Origin of the sequence: Flavobacterium daejeonense DSM 17708, from assembly GCF_000425425.1 — a bacterium.
GTDB lineage: Bacteria > Bacteroidota > Bacteroidia > Flavobacteriales > Flavobacteriaceae > Flavobacterium > Flavobacterium daejeonense.
This window is the reverse complement of the sequence record NZ_AUDK01000005.1, coordinates 122,807-143,441: the sequence shown is the minus strand read 5'-3', so window position 1 is coordinate 143,441 and position 20,635 is coordinate 122,807. Positions and strand designations below refer to the sequence as shown.

Here is a 20,635-nt window from a genome sequence, read left to right as displayed (position 1 = left end):
TAGCTTTTATTATGAACAAATCTTTTAACAGGGCATAAAAAACCAACAATTGATATTGCTATTTCATAATTGATAATTACTTTTACACCATAAACAAATGTTAACTATGTCTCAAGCTGTACTGTCATTAAAAAACGCAACCATTTATCAGGAAGATAAAGTAGTTTTATCAAATGTTAATCTCGAAGTAAACCACGGCGAGTTCCTTTACATCATTGGAAAAACAGGTTCCGGAAAAAGTAGTTTAATGAAAACCCTTTACGCCGATTTACCACTAACAGAAGGTCAGGGACACATTGTAGACTTTGATTTAGAAACCCTTAAAGAAAACGATATTCCGTTTTTAAGACGTAAAATCGGGATAGTTTTTCAGGACTTCAAACTTTTGCCGGATCGTTCCATCAAAGACAATATGCTTTTTGTACTTAAAGCAACGGGATGGACTGACAAAAACGAAATGGATCGCAAAATCGAAGAAGTTTTGGATAAAGTAGGTATGAAAAATTACGCTCAAAAAATGCCACACCAAATTTCCGGCGGAGAGCAACAACGTGTTGCCATTGCAAGAGCCTTATTAAACGACCCGGAACTTATTTTAGCCGACGAACCTACAGGAAACTTAGATCCGCAAACCAGCGTGGAAGTTTTGGATGTTTTGAAAAAAATCAATGCTAACGGAAAAACCATCATTATGGCTACTCACGACTACGCCTTATTGATGAAATTTCCTTCAAAAACACTAAAATGCGAAGATTCTAAAATTTTCGAAGTCGTTCAAAGAACCGTTTAAAATACCGTAAATACTAAAATTTAGAATCTCTTGAAACAAATTACATCCATTCAAAATCCATTCATAAAATCTTTAGTATTATTACAGGAAAAAGCCAAAAACAGAAAACAAACCGGCACTTTTTTAATCGAAGGCGTTCGCGAAATTTCATTAGCCATAAAAGGGCATTACAAAATTCAGACGCTTTTATTTTACCCTGAAATTTGCAGCGAAACCGAAGCTAAAAAACTAGCTCTTCATACCGATTTTATAGAAATAAATAAAGAAGTTTATCAAAAACTAAGCTATCGCGAAACCACCGAAGGTGTTTTGGCAGTAGCCCAATCCAAATCTTTACAACTTTCAGATTTAAAACTATCGGAAAACCCATTAATTTTAGTAGCTGAAGCTCCTGAAAAACCAGGAAACATTGGTGCACTTTTACGCACCGCTGATGCTGCTAATCTGGACGCCGTAATTATTGCCAATCCAAAAAGCGATTTATACAACCCTAATATCGTGCGTTCCAGCGTGGGTTGTCTATTTACCAATCAAATTGCAACAGCAGGCACCACTGAAATTATCGCTTTTTTAAAAGAAAAAAACATTAATTTCTACTGCGCTACTTTGCAAAATTCAACCAGTTATCATACTCAGAATTTCACCGAACCAACCGCTTTGGTTGTTGGTACCGAAGCCACCGGACTCACTCAGGAATGGCGTGATGCCGCTACACAAAATATCATTATCCCAATGCAAGGTGAAATCGACAGTATGAACGTTTCGGTTGCTGCCGCCATCTTAATTTTTGAAGCCAAAAGACAAAGAGGATTTTAGCATTCCAAAATCTGAAACCTGCCTTCTAAACTAACCTATTGCATATATGCGAACTTATCGCTATTTTTAGAAAATCAACCCTGCAATTATGACAGAAATAGATATCGAAAAAGAGAACAAAGCAATTGCTCAGGAATACAAAGAATTACTACGTATCAGTTACCAAACTTTAACCACGGAAGACAAAAAACTAATACGCAAAGCATTTGACGTTGCTGTTGAAGCACATAAAGACCAAAGAAGAAAATCAGGCGAAGCTTATATTTTCCATCCAATCGCCGTTGCTAAAATTGTAGCTTCCGAAATTGGACTGGGAGCCACTTCCATTGCCGCAGCCTTATTGCACGATGTGGTTGAAGACACACCTACAACGGTTAAAGATATTGAACGCATGTTCAACCCCAAAGTTGCCCATCTGGTGGAGGGTTTAACCAAAATTTCCATTGTACAAAAAGATATGAATGTGTCCATGCAAGCCGAAAACTTCCGCAAGATGTTATTGACTTTGTATGATGATGTTCGTGTAATTCTGATAAAAATTGCCGACAGATTACACAACATGCAAACCATGGAATCCATGGATGATTACAAACAGGTAAAAATTGCTTCGGAAACCTTATACATTTATGCGCCTTTAGCACATCGTCTAGGACTTTACAACATCAAAACCAAACTGGAAGACTTAGGATTAAAATATACTGAACCAGTAGTTTATAATGAAATAGTAAGTAAAATCAAAGAAACCAAAGAACAGCAGGATGCTTATATCAAAGACATTTCAGATATACTAAAAGCTTCTTTAGATGCTGAAGGCATTGACTACATCATAAAAGGGAGACCAAAATCTATCTATTCGATTCGTAGAAAGATGAAAGCCCAAAACGTAACTTTTGACGAAGTTTACGATAAATTTGCGCTGCGAATTGTCTATAAATCCGATCCTCATGATGAAAAATTCATCGCCTGGAAAATATATTCTATCGTTACCGATCATTACAGACCCAGCCCCAGCCGATTAAGAGACTGGATTTCTTCTCCTAAATCTACCGGATATGAAGCCCTGCACATCACTGTAATGGGACCAAAAGGACGTTGGGTGGAAGTACAGGTACGGTCTGAACGTATGGATGAAATTGCCGAAAAAGGATATGCTGCGCATTACAAATACAAAAATGGAGATTCGGAAGAAGGCGGTTTAGATGTTTGGCTCAACTTACTGAGAGAAGCCTTAGAAAACTCCGAAACTAACGCAATTGATTTTGTCGAAGATTTCAAAATGAATTTGTATTCTAAAGAAATCTATGTTTTTACTCCAAAAGGAGACATCAAATCATTGCCTAAAGGAGCAACTTCTCTCGATTTCGCCTTCAGTATTCACTCCGAAATTGGTATTAAAACCCGCGGAACCCGTGTGAATGGAAAATTAGTTCCTTTGAACCACGAATTAAAAAGTGGAGATCAGGTAGAAATTATCACTTCGCCTAATCAAAAACCTACGGCCAACTGGTTAGATTATGTAACCACTTCGAGAGCTAAAAATAAAATCAAAAACGTTCTTAACGAAAACACAAAGAAAATTGCCGAAGAAGGAAAAGAAGTTCTTACCCGAAAATTGAAACACCTAAAAATCAACATGAACGAAACGGTGGTCAATGAGTTGGTAAATTATTTCCACTTAAAAACCAGTCTGGATTTATTTTACCGTGTAGGTCTGGGAACTATTGACAACCAACAATTAAAGGATTTTGCTGCCCAAAAAAGCAACACTTTAATTAATTTCTTTAAAAATAAAATCAAACGTCCGGGCAGCAATACCGCCGACACTGACATTCATAAGCCGGTAATCAACAACAACTATGATTTACTTGTTTTTGGAAAAGAACAGGACAAATTAGACTATAAATTGGCCAGTTGCTGTAATCCTATCCCGGGAGATCAGGTTTTTGGCTTTGTAACTATTAATGAAGGAATCAAAGTACATAAAAAAGACTGTCCAAATGCTATTTCTTTACAATCTAATTATGCTTACCGCATCATGCAGGCCAAATGGATTGACTCTTCTCAACAGGAATTCAAGGCTACCCTGAATATTACCGGAATGGATACCATTGGTTTAACTAATGAATTAACCAAAGTTATTTCAAACAATATGAATGTTAACATTCAAAGTATCTCTTTGAGCGGTGAAGCCGGACTCTTCAAAGGGCAACTTACCGTAATTGTTCAGAATATTACTATTTTGAAAAAATTAATTGAAAATATTAAAAAAATTGACGGAATTGACCGTGTAACCAGAGTTTATAAAAATTAAGAGAATGTTTTTCTCTAATTCTTTCAGAAATCTCCAATGCATTTCTAAACAAAAAGAACAAAATTATTCTCTTATAAGCACTTAAACTTGAAAACTATTAAAATAATAATTTATCTTTGCCGAATATGACACTTATTTCCACAAATAACGACAAAAATCAGGAGATTGTAAAAAATGTTTTTACAATGTATCTTGAAAAAAACGGGCATAGAAAAACGCCTGAACGTTACTCTATACTTCAGGAAATCTATGAAAGCGAAGAGCATTTTGATATCGAAAATCTGTATATCAAAATGAAAAACAAGAACTACCGTGTGAGTAGAGCTACGCTGTACAACACTATTGAGTTACTGTTAGACTGTGCTTTGGTTCGCAAACATCAATTTGGACAAAATCAGGCACATTATGAAAAATCCTATTTTGACAAACAACATGATCATCTTATTATGACCGATACCGGTGACGTGATTGAATTTTGTGACCCAAGAATACAAACCATCAAAAAAACCATCGAAGAAATTTTTGATGTAGAAATTTCCAATCATTCCTTGTATTTTTACGGCACCAAAAAAGGATCCAAAAAAGAAGAACAAAAAGAAGAAAATCAATAACACATTTAGTTAAAAACGCAGATTTATTAATGTCTGCTAAAACAAATTAAAGATTAATAAATAAATTAAAATGACCGTAGATTTATTACTAGGATTACAATGGGGAGATGAAGGAAAAGGAAAAATTGTTGACGTTCTTACCTCAAATTACGATATTATCGCCCGTTTTCAAGGAGGTCCAAATGCCGGACACACTTTAGAATTTGACGGAATAAAACACGTACTTAGAACCATTCCTTCCGGAATTTTCCATAAATCAGCGGTAAATGTTATTGGAAATGGTGTTGTAATCGATCCTGTAGTTTTTCAAAAAGAAATCGAAGGATTGGCTAAATTTGATATGGATATCAAAAAGAAATTAATCATTTCCAGAAAAGCACACTTAATCTTACCTACTCACCGTTTATTAGACGCCGCTTCTGAAGCTTCTAAAGGTAAAGCAAAAATTGGTTCTACCCTTAAAGGTATTGGTCCAACTTACATGGACAAAACAGGTAGAAACGGATTGCGTGTAGGAGACATCGAATTAGAAGACTTCAAAGAAAGATACCGTTCACTTGCTGACAAGCACGAAGCAATGATTGCTTTCTACGGTGTAGAATTACAATACAATCTAACTGAATTAGAAGCAGAATTTTTTGAAGCTATCGATGAAATCAAAAAATTAGAATTCATCGACAGCGAAGAATATATGTATCAGGCTCAAAAAGCAGGAAAATCTATTTTATGCGAAGGAGCTCAGGGTTCATTATTAGATGTTGATTTTGGAACTTACCCATTTGTAACTTCATCTAACACTACAGCTGCCGGAGCTTGTACCGGTTTAGGAATTGCTCCAAACAAAATCAAAGAAGTTTACGGAATTTTCAAAGCTTATACCACTCGTGTAGGTAGCGGTCCATTCCCAACAGAACTTTTTGACGAAGTAGGTGCTACTATGGCTAAAGTAGGAAACGAATTTGGTTCTGTAACCGGAAGAGCCAGACGTTGCGGATGGTTAGACTTAGTTGCTTTGAAATATGCGGTACAAGTTAATGGTGTAACCCAGTTAATGATGATGAAAGCGGATGTACTTTCTGGTTTTGATACTTTAAAAGTTTGCACAGAATACAACTACAAAGGAAAAAACATTGCTCATTTCCCATACAATGTAGAAGAAGAAAATGTTACTCCGGTTTACAAAGAATTCAAAGGTTGGAAACAGGATTTAACAGGAATGACTACTTATGATGAATTACCGGTTGAATTAAAAGAATATATCGAATTTATCGAAAAAGAGCTTGAAGTGCCTATTAAGATTGTTTCTGTTGGTCCTGACAGAAAACAAACTATCACGAAATAAGACGACAACTAACGCTTTGAATTTTCAGAGCGTTTTTTTATATCCAAAACTATCACACCTTTATGCACAACCCAAAAATAGACATTCAAAAAACAGAATTACTTTCAGATAACTGGTACATACTCAACAATGTAACTTTTAATTACCACAAAGCCGACAACAGCATTATTACCCAAAAAAGAGAAGTCTATGACCGCGGAAACGGAGCGGCTATTTTACTGTACAACAAAGAAAACAGAAACATCATCTTGACCCGCCAGTTTCGTTTACCAACGTATTTAAACGGCAATACAAGCGGAATGATGATTGAAGTTTGTGCCGGCTTATTAGATCAGGACGAACCGGAACAATGCATCATCAGAGAAACCGAAGAAGAAACAGGTTACCGCATTTCTAAGGTCGAAAAAATTATGGAAACTTACATGTCTCCCGGAGCGATAACTGAAATTCTTTATCTTTTTACAGGCGAATATAACGCTTCTATGAAAGTAAGCGAAGGTGGCGGACTGGAAGAAGAACAGGAAAACATTGAAGTGTTAGAAATACCTTTTGACGAAGCCTACAACATGATTGCCAGCGGCGAACTAAAAGATGCTAAAACAATTATGTTATTGCAATATGCCAGAATTAATATAGGACTATAAAAATAAAAAACTTTTACTTTTTAAGTATTTCGATAACAGATTTATAATCAAAAGTAAAAAATTCAGAGTTTGTTGCCCAATACGAAAGTGGATCATATGTCTCAATTACTTGTATTTCATTTCCTGAAACCATAGTAATAATGGGATATAATTTCGTATGAATTGTTTCCTCCAACTCATAGTTAGAATTGAATTTATGAATTAATTTTTCCCCCTGCACGGTTCCATAAATATTACCATTCCCATCAAATGAAAATTGAAAATAACGTTTTCCAGTAATATCAGACAATCTCACTTCTTGCTTTAAATCTTGAATATTAAAAACGCAGCCGTTAAATGATGTTATAAACTTAGTTTTAGTTACATTCCATGAAAAAATATTTGAATCAATTGAATTAGGTTTTAAACTACCAAGCGGATAATTAGTAAAAGCTGGAAAACAATTTAACTCATTACAATTATCCGGATTAAAACCTTTTATATCCACGCTTTGACTCCCATTTTTACTATATAAGAACAAAAAATAATTTTGACCTAATGATTCTCCAAATTCTGAATTAATAACAATATTTGCTCTAACTGATATTTTTTTTGCCATATCATAATAACATAAAATGTCACCATCTCGATAATATATTCGAGGTTCTGAAACAAAAATAAATTTTAAATTGTCTAATACTGAAACCGTGAAAGTATCAATAACTTTAAATTCATCCGTATTAATTACATAAACCTTTCCTTTATTATCTGAAAAAAATATTTTGTTATTTAGCAATTTAAATTTAACATTAAAGAAATTTGACTTATCAAATTTAACTTCACCTATATAACTCTTTTTATTACTATCATATTTTCTTAAAAAAGCTTCCTGTTTATCAAGAATATAAAATAAATTTTCATCATCAAAATCCTTTTCAACTTGAAAAGGAACATCGTAGAATTTAACAATGTCCCGTCCAAAACTCTTTTGTTCAGTTTCTAAATTGTATTCATTATAAACTTTCTCTTTATCATCAAAATAACTAATTACAATTTTATATATTACTTCCGGATAATAAGGTAATTCATCATCAACAAAAGAAGTCTCATTGGAAGGAAGATTAGCAATTAATTTTTCTTGATACAAAGTTTCATTATCAAACTTTGTCAACCTAAAAACCATCAAATCTTTAACAATTATTTCTGGTTTCTTTGTTAATTTCCAATTAATAATAACCTGATCTTCTGAACCAGTAAAACCAGTAATAACAATTTGTGGATGAACAACTTTATGTGTTTCACCTATTTCTTGTTTCGTACAACTTTGCAGTATTAAGAAACCGAACGCTAAAACTTTGAACAATTTTTTAAAATAAAACATTTAAAACCTCCTTTCTTAATCTGTGAGTAGTTAGAGTAGCATTTTGATAATAAACAGACTTTACACCATTAAAATAATAAACTTCATTATTCAAAGTAAAACAAGGTGCAAACAAATTACTTTGAAGAGTGATATTATTTTTAGAATACAAATTATAGAGTAAATTAAACACATTAGTACTTCTACCAAAAAGGATATTATTATACATAAAATAAAAACTATAGGTATAAGTATCTACTGTTAGATCTGAATTAACCTTATATGTTTTATTATTAATTCCATCTGAAAGATATAATTTTCCATTATAGTGCAGATAATTACTATTGCCCGACCCACCAGGGTTGACTATTGGCAACTCGGAAAATGTTGAATTATCTAGTAAAGTCCATGTATTAGTAATTTTAGAATACTTATATCGTTCAGATAAAGTATTTACATTTGGATTAATATAAATTGACCCATCAAAAAAATAAAGATCTCCCTGAAAAGAAAAAATTCTGGGATTATCAATTTTATTATTAAAAGGAAAATCAATCTCTTTTTCACTGAATGTATCTAAATCAAGCACTGACAAATTATAAATTCCAGAATTATAAGCCTTCTTATACAAAAAAACTTTATTTACTCCATCATAGACAGCATCAACAATATAACCTTTATAATGAAATCCTGTTAATTCTGTCCACTTTTCAGTTGCTGTAGAAAATTCCAATAACGAATAATCATAATTATAATCATAAACATTATTATTTTTATATACAAAAGTATATGCCTTATTATTCCTTACAAAAACAGAATGTTGCTGTTGCTTTCCCATCAACTGATCAACTAATATCCCTTCGTTTAACAAATGAATATTACAATCAAAAGAATAGGATTGCCCTACAGTTTTATAGCTTATATTTGTTAGTTTGAAATCTTTGAACGGCCCTGGAGGTACAGTAATAAAGAGTTTTTTATTGTAATACTCAAAATAACATGGTACTCCATTGACAAAAGCTTCCCCTAAATTATTATCAGGGTTAAAATTTTCACCTTCAATTGTCAATTGGCTTCCTATCCAAATATCTTTACTTTCAACATTAGAAATTACAGGGGGACGTAAAGTTAATACTAAGTTTGATTTTAAATCCTGAAGTTGCGCTCTAACTTTAACTTCTAAATCCGATTTTTTAATGACATCAGGCAATTTAACTTCAATTTTACTAAAATCTGAACTTACAATCTCAGCATTTTCTCCATTTATAGTGACAATAAGACTATTTTTGTCTTTGTCAAAATTATCACCATAAATAATAAAATTTTCATCAAAAGTTGCCTTATCAGTACTGTAATGTGTTATACTAGGCTTTTTTAACAAAAATCCTTCACTCAAGATTGTCTCATTTGTAACTAAATCAATTATCTTGAGAGTTGGATTACTCCTCTTTATAGATCTTGGTACTATAACCTCAATTTCTTCATCGGATAAATATCTTATTTGCGCCTTCTCTAAATCAAAAAAAACTTGTATTTTATTGATATAAAAATTTTCTAATTTTATATTAATTGGCTGATCTAACAACCCTTGATTTGGAAAATTCAATATGACTGGAGCTACATGCTCTTCTTCATCAATGGATTTATCACACGAAATTAAAGTAACCAAAATTAAAATAAAGAGAAGTGGACTTTTCATATTACAACAAATCAACTTACAAAAAAGATTTTTAACAATTCACAAATTTGAACCTTAAAAGCATAATTCTATTTTTGTTTTAACAAACTCTACTATAACTTTTTAAGCTCTCAAATATATACAATTATTCTTATGTGTTGTAAAAAAAATTGCATATCAACAAAACAAAATATTATTGTTTTATAAAACAAAAAGGGAATTCAATTGTATTGAATTCCCTTTTTTATTTTTTAATCAACTTATTTATTCGGTTGCGGCGTCATTCTCAAATAATACTTAATGCGTTGAAATCCTTTTGGAAATTTTGCAGGAATATCTTCATCCGGAATAGAAGGCGAAATCACCACATCCTGACCGTCTTTCCAGTTAGCTGGCGTTGCCACACTATAATTAGCCGTTAATTGCAAACTGTCAATTACACGTAATAATTCGTCAAAATTACGTCCTGTTGAAGCCGGATACGTCAAAATTAATTTCACTTTTTTATCAGCTCCAATAATAAATACTGAACGAACTGTAAAAGTATCATTGGCATTTGGATGAATCATATCATACAAATTAGCTACTTCTTTATTTTCGTCAGCTATAATCGGATATTGTAAAGTTACATTTTGAGTTTCTTCGATATCTTTAATCCAGTTCAAGTGTGATTCCAATCCATCAACACTTAACGCGATTACCTTAGTATTTCTTTTTTGAAACTCAGGAAAATAATTAGCTACCGTTCCTAATTCTGTTGTACAAACTGGTGTAAAATCAGATGGATGAGAAAATAATACCCCCCATGAATCTCCTAACCATTCATGAAAATGTACCGTACCTTGTGTAGTCTCTGCTGTAAAATCCGGAGCAATATCTCCTAATCGTATTGTTGCCATAAGTTCTATTTTTATATAAGTCCTATAAAATTAGTCAAAAAATATGAATAGTAGTTTTTAATAGGGATAAATGTTTGTTAAAGACTAAAAAAACTCTTTAAATATACTCCAAAACTAAGTACCAAAAAGCCAGTGTAACAAACGAAACAGGAATCCCGAAACCAATCATCATACTGCTTAAACGGGGTTTTAATCCATGAGAAGTAGCCAGAATACTCGCCATAATCATAGGCGCCATGGCAGCTTCGATTAAGGCCACCTGAATCATTAAACCGTGTTGTTTTAAAATAACAACATATAATAAAAACAATAGCGCCGGAGTAATTAGTAATTTATAAGCCAAACCAATCCAAAGAAATTTCCAATGTTGGCTTCGGCTATCAAAATGCAATTGTAAACCAACTGAAATCATTGCTAATGGAGTAAGCAAACTGCCTAATTTCCGGAAAGCCAATTGAAAATAATCATGAAAATCAAAATTCAGCACGTTCGCAAAAACCGCTGTCAAAAAACATATAAAAGGCGGAAACAACATGACTTTCTTCACTATTTTAGCACCGCTGGTTGCTTCTTTAGAATAAAGCGCAGCCACCACGACTGCCAGTGTAGAAAGCACAACAAAAGTACCCGGCTGATCAACCAAAATAGCCATCTTCAAACCTTCGGAACCATATAATGCATGCACTATCGGATAGCCCAAAAAAGACGTATTTCCTAAACCAGCTGTAATAATTAAACAACCCACTAGTTTCTTAGACCAGCCGTATTTTTTTCCTAAAAAACGAAATAAAAAAAATGCTAATGTAAAACCTATCCAAGTAACTCCTATCAAGTACAACAATTGATTATCCCAATGCACCTTAGGGATATAGTACAAAGCTAAAGCTGGAAGACAGATGTAAACGACAAACTTATTAATGAGTTTATAGCTATCGGAAGGAAACCATTTAACGTATTGCAAAGCAATACCCAGCAGTAAATAGACAAAAATCAGCAGTATATTAATCATAGTGCTGCAAAGATATTTACTAATTTGCTAGTATCATAAACTTATTAGCATTATCAAAATATTTATCTTTATTGTATTATTTTTATGTAAAGCATCTGTATTTTGAAAAAGGATAAAAACCATCACGAAAACCCTGAAAACTTCAACCCTTCGGTCTTAAAAAAAGTTCGTCAGGCCAGAATGGTACAACCTGATGCCGAAGAACTTATTACTCAAATTATTGCGGGAGACACCACTGCATTGAGTAGGGCGATTACTTTAATCGAAAGCAACAATCCGAATCATTTCGCTAAAGCAAATACAGTTATGAATGGCTGCTTACCACATGCCAATTCATCCATTCGAATAGGAATCACGGGCGTTCCCGGAGTTGGAAAAAGCAGTTTCATTGAAGTTTTTGGCAAACATTTGACTCATCAGGGTAAAAAAGTAGCCGTCCTGACAATTGACCCCAGCAGTGCCGTTTCGCACGGCAGTATTTTAGGTGACAAAACCCGAATGGAAAAATTATCCAAAGATCCCAATGCTTATGTGCGCCCTTCGGCTTCGGGAGAAACTCTGGGCGGCGTAGCCCGAAAAACCAGGGAAACCATTACGCTTTGTGAAGCTGCCGGATTTGATACTATTATCATTGAAACAGTGGGTGTTGGTCAAAGTGAAATTGCGGTTCACAGCATGGTCGATTTCTTTTTATTATTACAAATTACTGGAGCCGGAGACGAATTGCAAGGCATCAAAAGAGGAATTATGGAAATGGCCGACGCTATTGTCATTACAAAATCAGATGGAGACAATATTCCCAAAACAGCATTAACAAAAACAGAATTGAGTCGCGCTTTACATTATTTTGCACCAAAAAAATCAGCCTGGATTCCAACAGTAACCACTTGCAGTGCTAAAACTCAGGAAGGTATTCCGGAAGTAGAAAAAATTATTTTAAACTATGTAAAAACAACCAAAAACAATGGTTATTTTAACTGTAAAAGAGTCGAACAAAATGAATATTGGCTAACAGAAACCATTAACGATCAATTGAAACAGGATTTTTTTAACCATCCTCAAATTCAAAATGTATTGGCAGAAACTAAAAAAGCGGTGCAAAACAATGAAACTTCACCTTTTGCAGCCGCTCAGTTATTATTAGAAACCTACAGAAATCTCAGGACTTAGTCCTGCTCATAGCGTTCCATTTCTCTGTCATAAAAAGCATTCGCCTGTTCGATTAAACTTTCCATTTCGGCATTTAATTCGGCTTCATCCAAATCTTCAGGTTCTTCCATAATTTCCACTTCATCATCTTTTAAATTAATAATGAATCTTGGATAGTCTAAATGAATGATAAAAATATCATCCGGAAAATCGGTATTGTCGCCGAGTACAAATTTTGGTAATTCCATTTTATTTATAATTTGATTTTTTATTTGCTTCTAATGTTTTTCCAGAATCAATTTGGTTGTTAAACTGATGAAGCGAAGATACAAAAATAAAGCTGCTGTTGTTAAACCTGCCAATAAGCCTATCCAGATTCCCACAGCTTTGAGTTGAGTAAATAATCCTAAATAAACCGACACCGGAAAACCTACAACCCAATAGGCAAAAAAAGTAATATACATCGGAATTTTAGCGTCCTGCAAACCACGCAGAGCTCCTAAAACCACCACCTGAATGCCATCTGAAATTTGAAAAACTGCAGCAACCAGAAGCAATTGAGCCGCTATCGTTACCACTTCGGTATTGGCCGCTAAATTGGCGACATCATTCCTATTCACAAACAATTCAGGCATTTGCTGATGAAACAAAACAAAAAACAGCGCAAAAAATATTTCCAACAAAACCACCAATAGAAAAATAGAAAAAGCTACAATTTTCATTTTCTTATAATCGCCCAATCCTTTTTGATTTCCCACTCTGATAGTTGCCGCTACACTCAGTCCCATCGCAAACATAAAAGTAAACGAAGCCAGACTCAAGGCAATCTGATTCGCCGCCTGATTAGCAACCCCAATCGTTCCCGACAACCAAACCGCACTGGTAAATAAGACTACCTCAAAAAACATTTGCATCGAAGAAGGCGCACCCAATCGGATGATTTTAAGATTCATTTCCTTCTTTATTTCTTTAATTGAAAAACCTTCAAAAAAAGAATAAAATTTTGGATTTCGCTGCATTTTGTAGTGCATATAACCCAGCATTACAAATCGGGAAACAATCGTTCCTATAGCAGCACCCACAATTCCTAAAGCAGGGAAAAACCAAATTCCGTAGATGAATAAATAATTCAAAACTACATTAACCACATTTCCTAAAATGGTTGCCCACATGGAATATTTGGTTTCACTCATACCGTCGGCAAATTGTTTATAACCCTGAAACATAATCAGCGGAATCAACGAAAAAGCGACGATATCGAGATACGGTTTAGCCAAATCCACCACATGAACGGGCTGTCCCATAAAAATAATTAACTGTTTGACAAAAAAGACCAGCACAAACAGAAAAAAACCTAAAAAAGTACATAAATACAAACCGTGATGAAAAACGCTCCTGCCTTTTTCAATATTTTGTCCGCCATCCGCTTCAGCTGCCAAAGGGGTAATTGCTGTCGAAAAACCAATTCCTAACGACATCGCAATAAATACAAAACTATTAGCCAAAGAAACAGCTGCCAATTCGGAAGGGCCTAATTTCCCCACCATCACATTATCGACAATTCCCACAACAGTATGACCTAACATTCCCAAAATAATAGGATAGGCTAATCGTAAATTATAGGAGAACTCTTTGGTATAAGTAGCTAAGGACATTTTTCTTTTTTATGGGCGACAAAGGTAAGCAGAAGCAACAGTACAACAAGATTTATAACGGATAAAATTCAAAAACAAAAAAATCCTTCCTGAAAACAGAAAGGATTGTTCAATATTAAAACAGAGTATTTTTTTAAAGCTTTACTATATTACAAAATCAACAAAAATCCTATATTATTCTTTAAATTTTGAGATTCCACCCTTAAGCCATTGGTGAAATTCTTCTACATCGGGTGTATAACCAACCGGAGTGTTAAGATTTTCTTCATTATGATCCATCAACACATAAAATGGCTGAGAATTAGCCTTATATTTCAGCGTTTGTAATTCGCTCCATTTTTGACCAATGTATTTCAATTTTTTACCGGGTTGCAATTTAGATTCAGTGATTTCATCTGCTTCCAACGGACGCTTGTCATCCACATATAATGAAATTAAAACCACATTGTTTTTCAGAATTTTCAAAATTTCCGGCTTAGGCCAAACATTTTGTTCCATCTTTCTGCAGTTCACACAAGCCCAACCTGTAAAATCTAACATGACCGGTTTGCCAACTTCTTTTGCATAAGCCAAACCTTTGTCATAATCATCAAAAGCAACAATATCATGCGGCGCTAAAAGATGAGCTCCTTCCGGCAATTCTGTTGGCACTTCGAAACCTCCTCCGGTTTTAGAATAGCCAACTCCATAAGGCGATTCGCTATATTCCTGTGGTGGCGGGAAGGCACTAATTAAATTTAAAGGCGCTCCCCATAATCCCGGAATCATATAAATGGTAAATGACATCACAATCAATCCTAATCCTAATCTTCCTACCGAAATATGTGTTAACGGAGAATCATGCGGCAATTGGATTTTTCCAAAAAGATAAAATGCCAAAGCTCCAAAAATGGCAATCCAGATTGCTAAAAACACTTCTCTTTCCAAAAAATGTGTTTGCAATACTAAATCTGCCTGAGATAAAAACTTGAATGCTAAAGCCAATTCTAAAAATCCCAAAACAACTTTTACCGTATTTAACCAGCCTCCTGATTTTGGTAATGAATTTAACCACCCAGGGAAGGCAGCAAATAAGGCAAAGGGTAAAGCTATCGCAAATGAAAATCCTAACATCCCAATAATTGGAGCAATTCCTCCTTTAGAAGCGGCTTCGACCAATAAGGTTCCTACAATAGGTCCTGTACAGGAAAAAGACACTATGGCTAATGCCAATGCCATAAAAAAAATTCCTATCATCCCGCCTCTGTCGGCTTGAGAATCTACTTTATTTGCCCACGAATTGGGCAACATAATTTCGAAAGCTCCTAAAAATGATACGGCAAATACCACTAAAAGGATAAAGAAAATAATATTAAACCAAACATTGGTTGCCAAAGCATTCAAAGCATCAGCTCCAAAAATACTCGTTACCGCTGTTCCTAATAAAACATAGATAAAAATGATACAGATTCCATAAATAATGGCATTTCTAATTCCAACAGCTTTGTTTTTACTTTGTTTCGTAAAGAAACTCACTGTCATGGGAATCATCGGGAACACGCAAGGTGTCAGCAAAGCTGCAAAACCGGATAAAAAGGCAATAAAAAAGATCGACCAAAGTCCTTTTTTAGCAGCTGTATCAGTTGTATTTCCATCACTCGGAGCTGCGGTTGTTTTTTGTACCTCAGCCGCTTTAGTGTCAATTGCAGTTGTTGCGGCAGCAAGATCAAAAGTCAACTCTACTTCTTTTGCCTTTAAACTTTGAGTTGCATTTGCAGCAACATATTCTATAAAAGCAGGTATCGAAGCTATTTTTCCCTGAACTTCTACTCTTTGCTTAAAAACAGCTTCGTTCTCAAAAAACTTTGTTTTTAATTTAAACACAGGATCTTCTGCTGTTTTCCCTGCTTCCTCGGTCGTATTTCCAACTATGGTAAAACCTCCTTCACTATCGTCGTAAATAAAACTGGTTGCAGTAGGACCTCCCTCCGGAATCACCTGTGAGTACAAGTGCCAGCCGGATTCGATAGTCGCTTTGGTAACCAAATCATATTCTGTATCCGAAATTTTCTCTACAGAAGTCGCCCATTTTACCGGATCGGAACTTTGAGAATACCCCAGAGTTGTAAAAACAATTAAAGCGAATACAAAAAGTAACTTCTTCATCTAATTATTTTTATTTAATACTAAATGCTAAATCTTCTTCTGTTGGCGGCAAACATCTGCTGTCGTCGCAAACCATATATTCAACTGTCGCTTTTACTTTAAAAGGTGCTTTCCCTTTTAAACGGATGCGCTGTTTGAAAGAAGCTTTGGTTTCAAAATATTTAATTTGCATTTCAAAAATAGGATCTTGCACGGTATGTCCTTTTTCCTCCATTGTATTCCCTTTTTTAAGGAATTTTGGATTAGCCGGGAAAACAAATTTTGTTGGTTTTGGTCCGTTTTCAGGAATCGCTTGAGAATACAAATGCCATCCTTTTTCAATTGTAGCTGTAGCAATCAATTCATATTCGGTTGCTGAAATTTTCTTCACGGCTGTGGACCATTTTACAGGTTTTAATATCTGTGCCTGACCAATGAAAGCTATCATAAAGGCAAAAAGCAATAGTATCTTTTTCATTCTTATTCTATTAAATTACAATATTTATATTGGGTTAAATTCTATTCAATTAAAATTATCAACTGCTAATATTTTTACTTCTTCTTGATTTTCTGAAATTCCTGAACCTGTAAATCAAAAAACATTTATCATGCCATTTTTCAACTAAATCAGTTAGAATAAACACTGAAACAATCTGATTCTAGAACTATTTTTTATTCTTTTAAGCAAAAAACAAACCAAATCATTTTTTCCTCATCAAACCAAAAAACCAAACTATCTCAACTTACTTTTGTGTCTTATTAGCAAAAATAACTTTTTTATCTTAAAAAAAATTTAAAACAAAACTATAAGAACTGTTAAACCCTAAAATATCTTTAAAAAAAAATTAGCTTGACATAGCTTTAATATTAACTTCAAATCAAAACAGAAAGTTATTCTTCTTATTCTTTTATAACAAAAAGACAGTCAACAACATCCTAAAATTTGTAGTTTTTTTAACATACTGAAATTCCAACAATCACAACATTTAAATCCAACCATCGTTTATAAAATTTATAATCTCTTTAAAAAACATTAAAACCCTCAAATCATGAAAACAACAAAAAAAATTACCGCAGCTTTTATGCTGGCTCTGACTCTATTCTCTTTCAATGGAATTAAAGCACAGGAAACACCTAAATACGATCAGGGTTTCCGTCTCGGTTTAGGCTTAAATACCGGATATGCTAACAACGATCCTTATAAATTAACTTTAGGAGGAGATGTCCGACTGCAATATGACTTATCAAAAAGATATTCTTTCACTTTAACAACAGGATTTACCAACTTATTTGTAAGCGAGAATGATGGTCAGGATTTAGGTTTTATTCCTGCCAAAGGCGGATTCAAGGCTTTTGTATGGAACAACCAGTTTTATGTAATGGGTGAAGCAGGAGCTGCTTTTGCTGTAACCAACAATTACAACAAAACCTCCTTATTATTAGCGCCAACTATTGGTTTTGCGACTAAATACATTGATATTTCTGTACATTATGAACATTACTCTGATTTCCCAAGAACGCTTAGTGATGGTACTGAGGGGAAAGGTTTCGGACAGTTTGGGCTTCGTCTGGCGTACGGATTCAAATTATAAAAGTGGATAATACATTTCAAAAAGCATCTGACATTTTTTAGAAATCTGTCAGGTGCTTTTTTTTTATTCTTTAGATAATTGCTCTTTATACATTGCAAAATTAGCTTTTACCTTTTCTTCTAAATCCGGAACCTGAATATCGGTCAGTTTTTGCATCTCTTCCCAGATAATTTTAGCAACAATATAACGAGCCATTTCCTTATCATCAGCAGGAACAATGTACCAAGGTGCATTTTCGGTGGCTGTCTTGTTGATTGCTTCCTCGTAATATTGCATATACTGCTCCCAATATTCCCTTTCTTTTAAATCCCCGGGCGAAAACTTCCAATGGTGTTCCATATTTTCCAATCGGCGTAAAAGACGTTTGCGCTGTTCTTCTTTACTCAAATGAAAATAAAACTTCAGCACAATCGTCCCATTTTGATAAATATGTTTTTCAAAATTTTTGATTTGTTCCATACGGTTTTCCCAAAAATCAGGTTTAATATCATCTACTTTTTCAATTCCGGGCAAATTTTCGTTTAAAATATATTCCGGATGCACTCTGGTCACCAAAACATTCTCATAATGCGTGCGATTGAAAACGGCAAATTTCCCTTTTTCGGGCAAAGCCAAATAATGACGCCATAAATAATCGTGTTCTAACTCAGTTGAATTAGGTGTTTTAAAACTATGCACCACTACCCCACGCGGATTGAATTCCTTAAAAACCTCACGAATCAAACTATCCTTCCCCGAAGTATCCATTCCCTGCAGACAAATTAACACTCCGTAACGGTTGTGCGCATACATCACATCCTGCAATGCACTTAACTTTTCCTGCACTTTTTCCAGTTTTTCTTCTTTATCGTCATCACTGGCCTTATTGAATAAATTAGTTGGAATTTCAGAAAGTTGAATAGGTGCTGTTACTTTAAAATCAGCCGGATCAATTGATTTCATACGAATTCTTTTATCGTTATATTCTCAAATATAAGAAATAAATAACATACTTTTAAGGAGCTCTTTCCGGTTATCCGCTATATCTTTGGCTACTAAAAAACGTAGCCAAAGGATGCCGCTGCTACCCGGGCTAAAAATCAAAAGCTGTAAACAACGTCATTTATGGAAAAATTTACTCTGGAAATACTTTTTCACATCATCGGAATCGGAGCCGCTTCGGGACTTATTTTCAAAGACCAAAAACTCTATATTATTAGTGATAACAGTAGCTATCTCTACGAATACCAAATGGATTCAAAAGATTTAAAAAAACACGAACTACTCCCTAATCCAACCGAAAACACCCCAAAAAAAGACAAAGCCGATTTTGAATCCATCACTGAATTTCAGGACAACATTTATGTTTTTGGTTCCGGCTCTTCTGCCAAAAGAAACAAAATGATTCTTTTTAACCTGCAACAAAATAAGAAATCGCAAACCAACGATTTAGGAAATTTATATACTGTAATGCAAAATTTTGCTTCCATCGCTCCGGAAGATTTCAATATAGAAGCCAGCGCCTATAATGGACAAAACTGGTATTTCCTGAACCGTGGCAATGGCCCGAATTCCAGAAATACGCTCTTTCATGTGGAAGCTCGTAAACTGGATGAGGAATTCAAACTCATGTCAAACGACTACAAATTGCCTAAAATAAAAGGTGTTCGCTGTAGTTTTACCGATGCTGTTTTAGTAGAAAACAAACTTTACTTTTTGGCCACAGCCGAAAAAACGACATCAACGTATAAAGATGGTGAAATCTTAGGGAGCCTCATCGGACGCATCGACTTGGAAACCATGAAAATTGATTTCACAAAAAAAATCAGTGCAGCCAATAAATTTGAAGGACTAACCGTTTTCAAAATAGCGTCGGACAAAATTCAGTTTTTGCTTTGTGAAGACGGAGATTCGAACAACTTGCAAAGTACAATTTATAAACTCACTTTAAACAAACGATAAACATGAACGATTTAAAAAATAAAAATGCCCTGATTACGGGCGCCGGAAAAGGAATAGGAAAAGCCATTGCTCTCGCACTTGCAAAAGAAGGTGTTAATGTAATTTTAATGGCCAGAACTCAGGAAGAAATTGATAATGTAGCTGCCAAAGCCCGTTCTTTAAGAGTAAAAACTTTAGCCTTAACCGCTGATGTAGCCGACATGGATTCGGTAAACGCTGCGGTAGAAAAAGCCTTAGCCGACTTTAAAACCATCGATATTCTTATCAATAATGCCGGAATCGCCGCTTTTGGTAAATTCTTAGAACTGGAACCTGCCAACTGGGAGCGCATTATAAAAGTAAATTTAATAGGAACTTATTATACAACCCGCGCCGTTGTTCCAAATATGATAGAAAGACAAACGGGCGATATTATTAATATTTCTTCCACAGCGGGATTAGCCGGAAATGCCATGACCAGTGCTTATAGTGCTTCTAAATTTGCCGTTTTGGGATTAACTGATTCTTTAATGCAGGAAATGCGTAAACATAACATTCGTGTAACAGCTTTAACGCCAAGTACCGTAGCTACTGATATGGCAAAAGACTTAAATCTAACCGATGGAAATCCTGAAAAAGTGATGCAAGCTGAAGATATGGCCGAATTGATTATCGCGCAATTGAAATTAAACAGACGCGTTTTTATCAAAAACAGCAGTATTTGGTCTACAAATCCTTAAAAATTTAAATTCCAAT

At 34.4% G+C, this 20,635-nt stretch carries 19 protein-coding genes; 10 read left to right on the top strand and 9 right to left on the bottom strand.

Annotation, left to right across the window (positions count from 1 at the left end; genetic code table 11):
• The first annotated feature begins 106 nt into the window (after nucleotides 1-106).
• The 6 genes from H599_RS0106365 to nudK all read left to right on the top strand — a co-directional run bounded on the left by H599_RS0106365 (nucleotide 107) and on the right by nudK (nucleotide 6,514).
• A complete protein-coding gene (locus H599_RS0106365; RefSeq protein WP_026713361.1) occupies nucleotides 107-790 on the top strand; it encodes a cell division ATP-binding protein FtsE in 684 nt (227 codons plus the stop codon).
• A gap of 30 nt (nucleotides 791-820) precedes the next feature.
• The gene (locus H599_RS0106360) at nucleotides 821-1,606 is read left to right on the top strand and encodes a TrmH family RNA methyltransferase (protein WP_026713360.1); all 786 of its coding nucleotides are present in this window, start codon (nucleotides 821-823) and stop codon (nucleotides 1,604-1,606) included.
• Between the two features lie 88 nt (nucleotides 1,607-1,694).
• A complete protein-coding gene (locus H599_RS0106355; RefSeq protein ID WP_026713359.1) occupies nucleotides 1,695-3,917 on the top strand; it encodes a RelA/SpoT family protein in 2,223 nt (740 codons plus the stop codon).
• A gap of 125 nt (nucleotides 3,918-4,042) precedes the next feature.
• Nucleotides 4,043-4,528 (top strand): Fur family transcriptional regulator, encoded by a 486-nt coding sequence (locus H599_RS0106350; RefSeq protein ID WP_026713358.1) that lies wholly within the window; start codon nucleotides 4,043-4,045, stop codon nucleotides 4,526-4,528.
• Nucleotides 4,529-4,598: 70 nt separating this feature from the next.
• On the top strand, nucleotides 4,599-5,870 hold the full coding sequence (locus H599_RS0106345; RefSeq protein ID WP_026713357.1) for an adenylosuccinate synthase: 1,272 nt from the start codon (nucleotides 4,599-4,601) through the stop codon (nucleotides 5,868-5,870).
• Nucleotides 5,871-5,932: 62 nt separating this feature from the next.
• On the top strand, nucleotides 5,933-6,514 hold the full coding sequence (gene nudK / locus H599_RS0106340; RefSeq protein ID WP_026713356.1) for a GDP-mannose pyrophosphatase NudK: 582 nt from the start codon (nucleotides 5,933-5,935) through the stop codon (nucleotides 6,512-6,514).
• Nucleotides 6,515-6,527: 13 nt separating this feature from the next.
• Here the strand turns inward: nudK and H599_RS0106335 are convergent, their stop codons facing one another.
• The 4 genes from H599_RS0106335 to H599_RS0106320 form a co-directional block, all read right to left on the bottom strand.
• On the bottom strand, nucleotides 6,528-7,856 hold the full coding sequence (locus H599_RS0106335) for a hypothetical protein (protein ID WP_155960751.1): 1,329 nt from the start codon (nucleotides 7,854-7,856) through the stop codon (nucleotides 6,528-6,530).
• Nucleotides 7,857-7,860: 4 nt separating this feature from the next.
• Entirely contained in the window at nucleotides 7,861-9,552 is a 1,692-nt protein-coding gene (locus tag H599_RS0106330) for an IPT/TIG domain-containing protein (protein ID WP_026713354.1), read from the bottom strand.
• Between the two features lie 239 nt (nucleotides 9,553-9,791).
• On the bottom strand, nucleotides 9,792-10,430 hold the full coding sequence (locus H599_RS0106325) for a peroxiredoxin (protein WP_026713353.1): 639 nt from the start codon (nucleotides 10,428-10,430) through the stop codon (nucleotides 9,792-9,794).
• 97 nt (nucleotides 10,431-10,527) lie between these two features.
• Nucleotides 10,528-11,439 carry an AEC family transporter gene (locus H599_RS0106320; RefSeq protein ID WP_026713352.1) on the bottom strand — a complete coding sequence of 304 codons (912 nt, stop codon included), beginning with the start codon at nucleotides 11,437-11,439 and terminating at the stop codon, nucleotides 10,528-10,530.
• 102 nt (nucleotides 11,440-11,541) lie between these two features.
• Here H599_RS0106320 and meaB point away from each other — a divergent pair, with 102 nt between their 5' ends.
• On the top strand, nucleotides 11,542-12,609 hold the full coding sequence (gene meaB, locus H599_RS0106315; protein ID WP_245600499.1) for a methylmalonyl Co-A mutase-associated GTPase MeaB: 1,068 nt from the start codon (nucleotides 11,542-11,544) through the stop codon (nucleotides 12,607-12,609).
• Here meaB and H599_RS0106310 read toward each other — a convergent pair.
• The 4 genes from H599_RS0106310 to H599_RS0106295 all read right to left on the bottom strand — a co-directional run bounded on the left by H599_RS0106310 (nucleotide 12,606) and on the right by H599_RS0106295 (nucleotide 16,845).
• The gene (locus H599_RS0106310; protein WP_026713350.1) at nucleotides 12,606-12,836 is read right to left on the bottom strand and encodes a hypothetical protein; all 231 of its coding nucleotides are present in this window, start codon (nucleotides 12,834-12,836) and stop codon (nucleotides 12,606-12,608) included. The genes meaB and H599_RS0106310 overlap by 4 nt on opposite strands.
• Before the next feature lie 30 nt (nucleotides 12,837-12,866).
• Nucleotides 12,867-14,243 carry an MATE family efflux transporter gene (locus H599_RS0106305; protein WP_026713349.1) on the bottom strand — a complete coding sequence of 459 codons (1,377 nt, stop codon included), beginning with the start codon at nucleotides 14,241-14,243 and terminating at the stop codon, nucleotides 12,867-12,869.
• 174 nt (nucleotides 14,244-14,417) lie between these two features.
• Nucleotides 14,418-16,388, bottom strand: coding sequence for a protein-disulfide reductase DsbD family protein (locus H599_RS0106300; protein ID WP_026713348.1), 1,971 nt, complete (start codon nucleotides 16,386-16,388; stop codon nucleotides 14,418-14,420).
• 10 nt (nucleotides 16,389-16,398) lie between these two features.
• Complete coding sequence (locus tag H599_RS0106295) at nucleotides 16,399-16,845, bottom strand: protein-disulfide reductase DsbD domain-containing protein (protein ID WP_026713347.1); 447 nt, start codon at nucleotides 16,843-16,845, stop codon at nucleotides 16,399-16,401.
• Between the two features lie 571 nt (nucleotides 16,846-17,416).
• On the opposite strand from H599_RS0106295, the gene H599_RS0106290 reads away from it, so the two are divergent.
• Nucleotides 17,417-17,959 (top strand): hypothetical protein, encoded by a 543-nt coding sequence (locus H599_RS0106290; RefSeq protein ID WP_026713346.1) that lies wholly within the window; start codon nucleotides 17,417-17,419, stop codon nucleotides 17,957-17,959.
• Between the two features lie 63 nt (nucleotides 17,960-18,022).
• On the opposite strand, the gene H599_RS0106285 is transcribed toward H599_RS0106290, so the two are convergent.
• Entirely contained in the window at nucleotides 18,023-18,901 is an 879-nt protein-coding gene (locus tag H599_RS0106285; protein ID WP_026713345.1) for a PPK2 family polyphosphate kinase, read from the bottom strand.
• Between the two features lie 162 nt (nucleotides 18,902-19,063).
• Between H599_RS0106285 and H599_RS0106280 the strand changes: the two genes are divergently transcribed.
• Complete coding sequence (locus tag H599_RS0106280; RefSeq protein WP_026713344.1) at nucleotides 19,064-19,900, top strand: DUF6929 family protein; 837 nt, start codon at nucleotides 19,064-19,066, stop codon at nucleotides 19,898-19,900.
• A gap of 2 nt (nucleotides 19,901-19,902) precedes the next feature.
• Entirely contained in the window at nucleotides 19,903-20,619 is a 717-nt protein-coding gene (locus H599_RS0106275) for a 3-ketoacyl-ACP reductase (protein ID WP_026713343.1), read from the top strand.
• Nucleotides 20,620-20,635: the final 16 nt, after the last annotated feature.

Excerpts from the sequence above, each read along its gene's own strand:
- H599_RS0106310 (WP_026713350.1), bottom strand. The coding sequence starts at position 12,836 with ATGGAATTACCAAAATTTGTACTCGGCGACAATACCGATTTTCCGGAT.
- H599_RS0106350 (WP_026713358.1), top strand. The coding sequence starts at position 4,043 with ATGACACTTATTTCCACAAATAACGACAAAAATCAGGAGATTGTAAAA.
- H599_RS0106305 (WP_026713349.1), bottom strand. The coding sequence starts at position 14,243 with ATGTCCTTAGCTACTTATACCAAAGAGTTCTCCTATAATTTACGATTA.
- H599_RS0106290 (WP_026713346.1), top strand. The coding sequence starts at position 17,417 with ATGAAAACAACAAAAAAAATTACCGCAGCTTTTATGCTGGCTCTGACT.
- H599_RS0106330 (WP_026713354.1), bottom strand. The coding sequence starts at position 9,552 with ATGAAAAGTCCACTTCTCTTTATTTTAATTTTGGTTACTTTAATTTCG.
- H599_RS0106325 (WP_026713353.1), bottom strand. The coding sequence starts at position 10,430 with ATGGCAACAATACGATTAGGAGATATTGCTCCGGATTTTACAGCAGAG.
- H599_RS0106295 (WP_026713347.1), bottom strand. The coding sequence starts at position 16,845 with ATGAAAAAGATACTATTGCTTTTTGCCTTTATGATAGCTTTCATTGGT.
- H599_RS0106320 (WP_026713352.1), bottom strand. The coding sequence starts at position 11,439 with ATGATTAATATACTGCTGATTTTTGTCTATTTACTGCTGGGTATTGCT.
- H599_RS0106285 (WP_026713345.1), bottom strand. The coding sequence starts at position 18,901 with ATGAAATCAATTGATCCGGCTGATTTTAAAGTAACAGCACCTATTCAA.
- H599_RS0106280 (WP_026713344.1), top strand. The coding sequence starts at position 19,064 with ATGGAAAAATTTACTCTGGAAATACTTTTTCACATCATCGGAATCGGA.
- H599_RS0106365 (WP_026713361.1), top strand. The coding sequence starts at position 107 with ATGTCTCAAGCTGTACTGTCATTAAAAAACGCAACCATTTATCAGGAA.
- H599_RS0106300 (WP_026713348.1), bottom strand. The coding sequence starts at position 16,388 with ATGAAGAAGTTACTTTTTGTATTCGCTTTAATTGTTTTTACAACTCTG.
- H599_RS0106345 (WP_026713357.1), top strand. The coding sequence starts at position 4,599 with ATGACCGTAGATTTATTACTAGGATTACAATGGGGAGATGAAGGAAAA.
- H599_RS0106355 (WP_026713359.1), top strand. The coding sequence starts at position 1,695 with ATGACAGAAATAGATATCGAAAAAGAGAACAAAGCAATTGCTCAGGAA.
- nudK (WP_026713356.1), top strand. The coding sequence starts at position 5,933 with ATGCACAACCCAAAAATAGACATTCAAAAAACAGAATTACTTTCAGAT.
- H599_RS0106275 (WP_026713343.1), top strand. The coding sequence starts at position 19,903 with ATGAACGATTTAAAAAATAAAAATGCCCTGATTACGGGCGCCGGAAAA.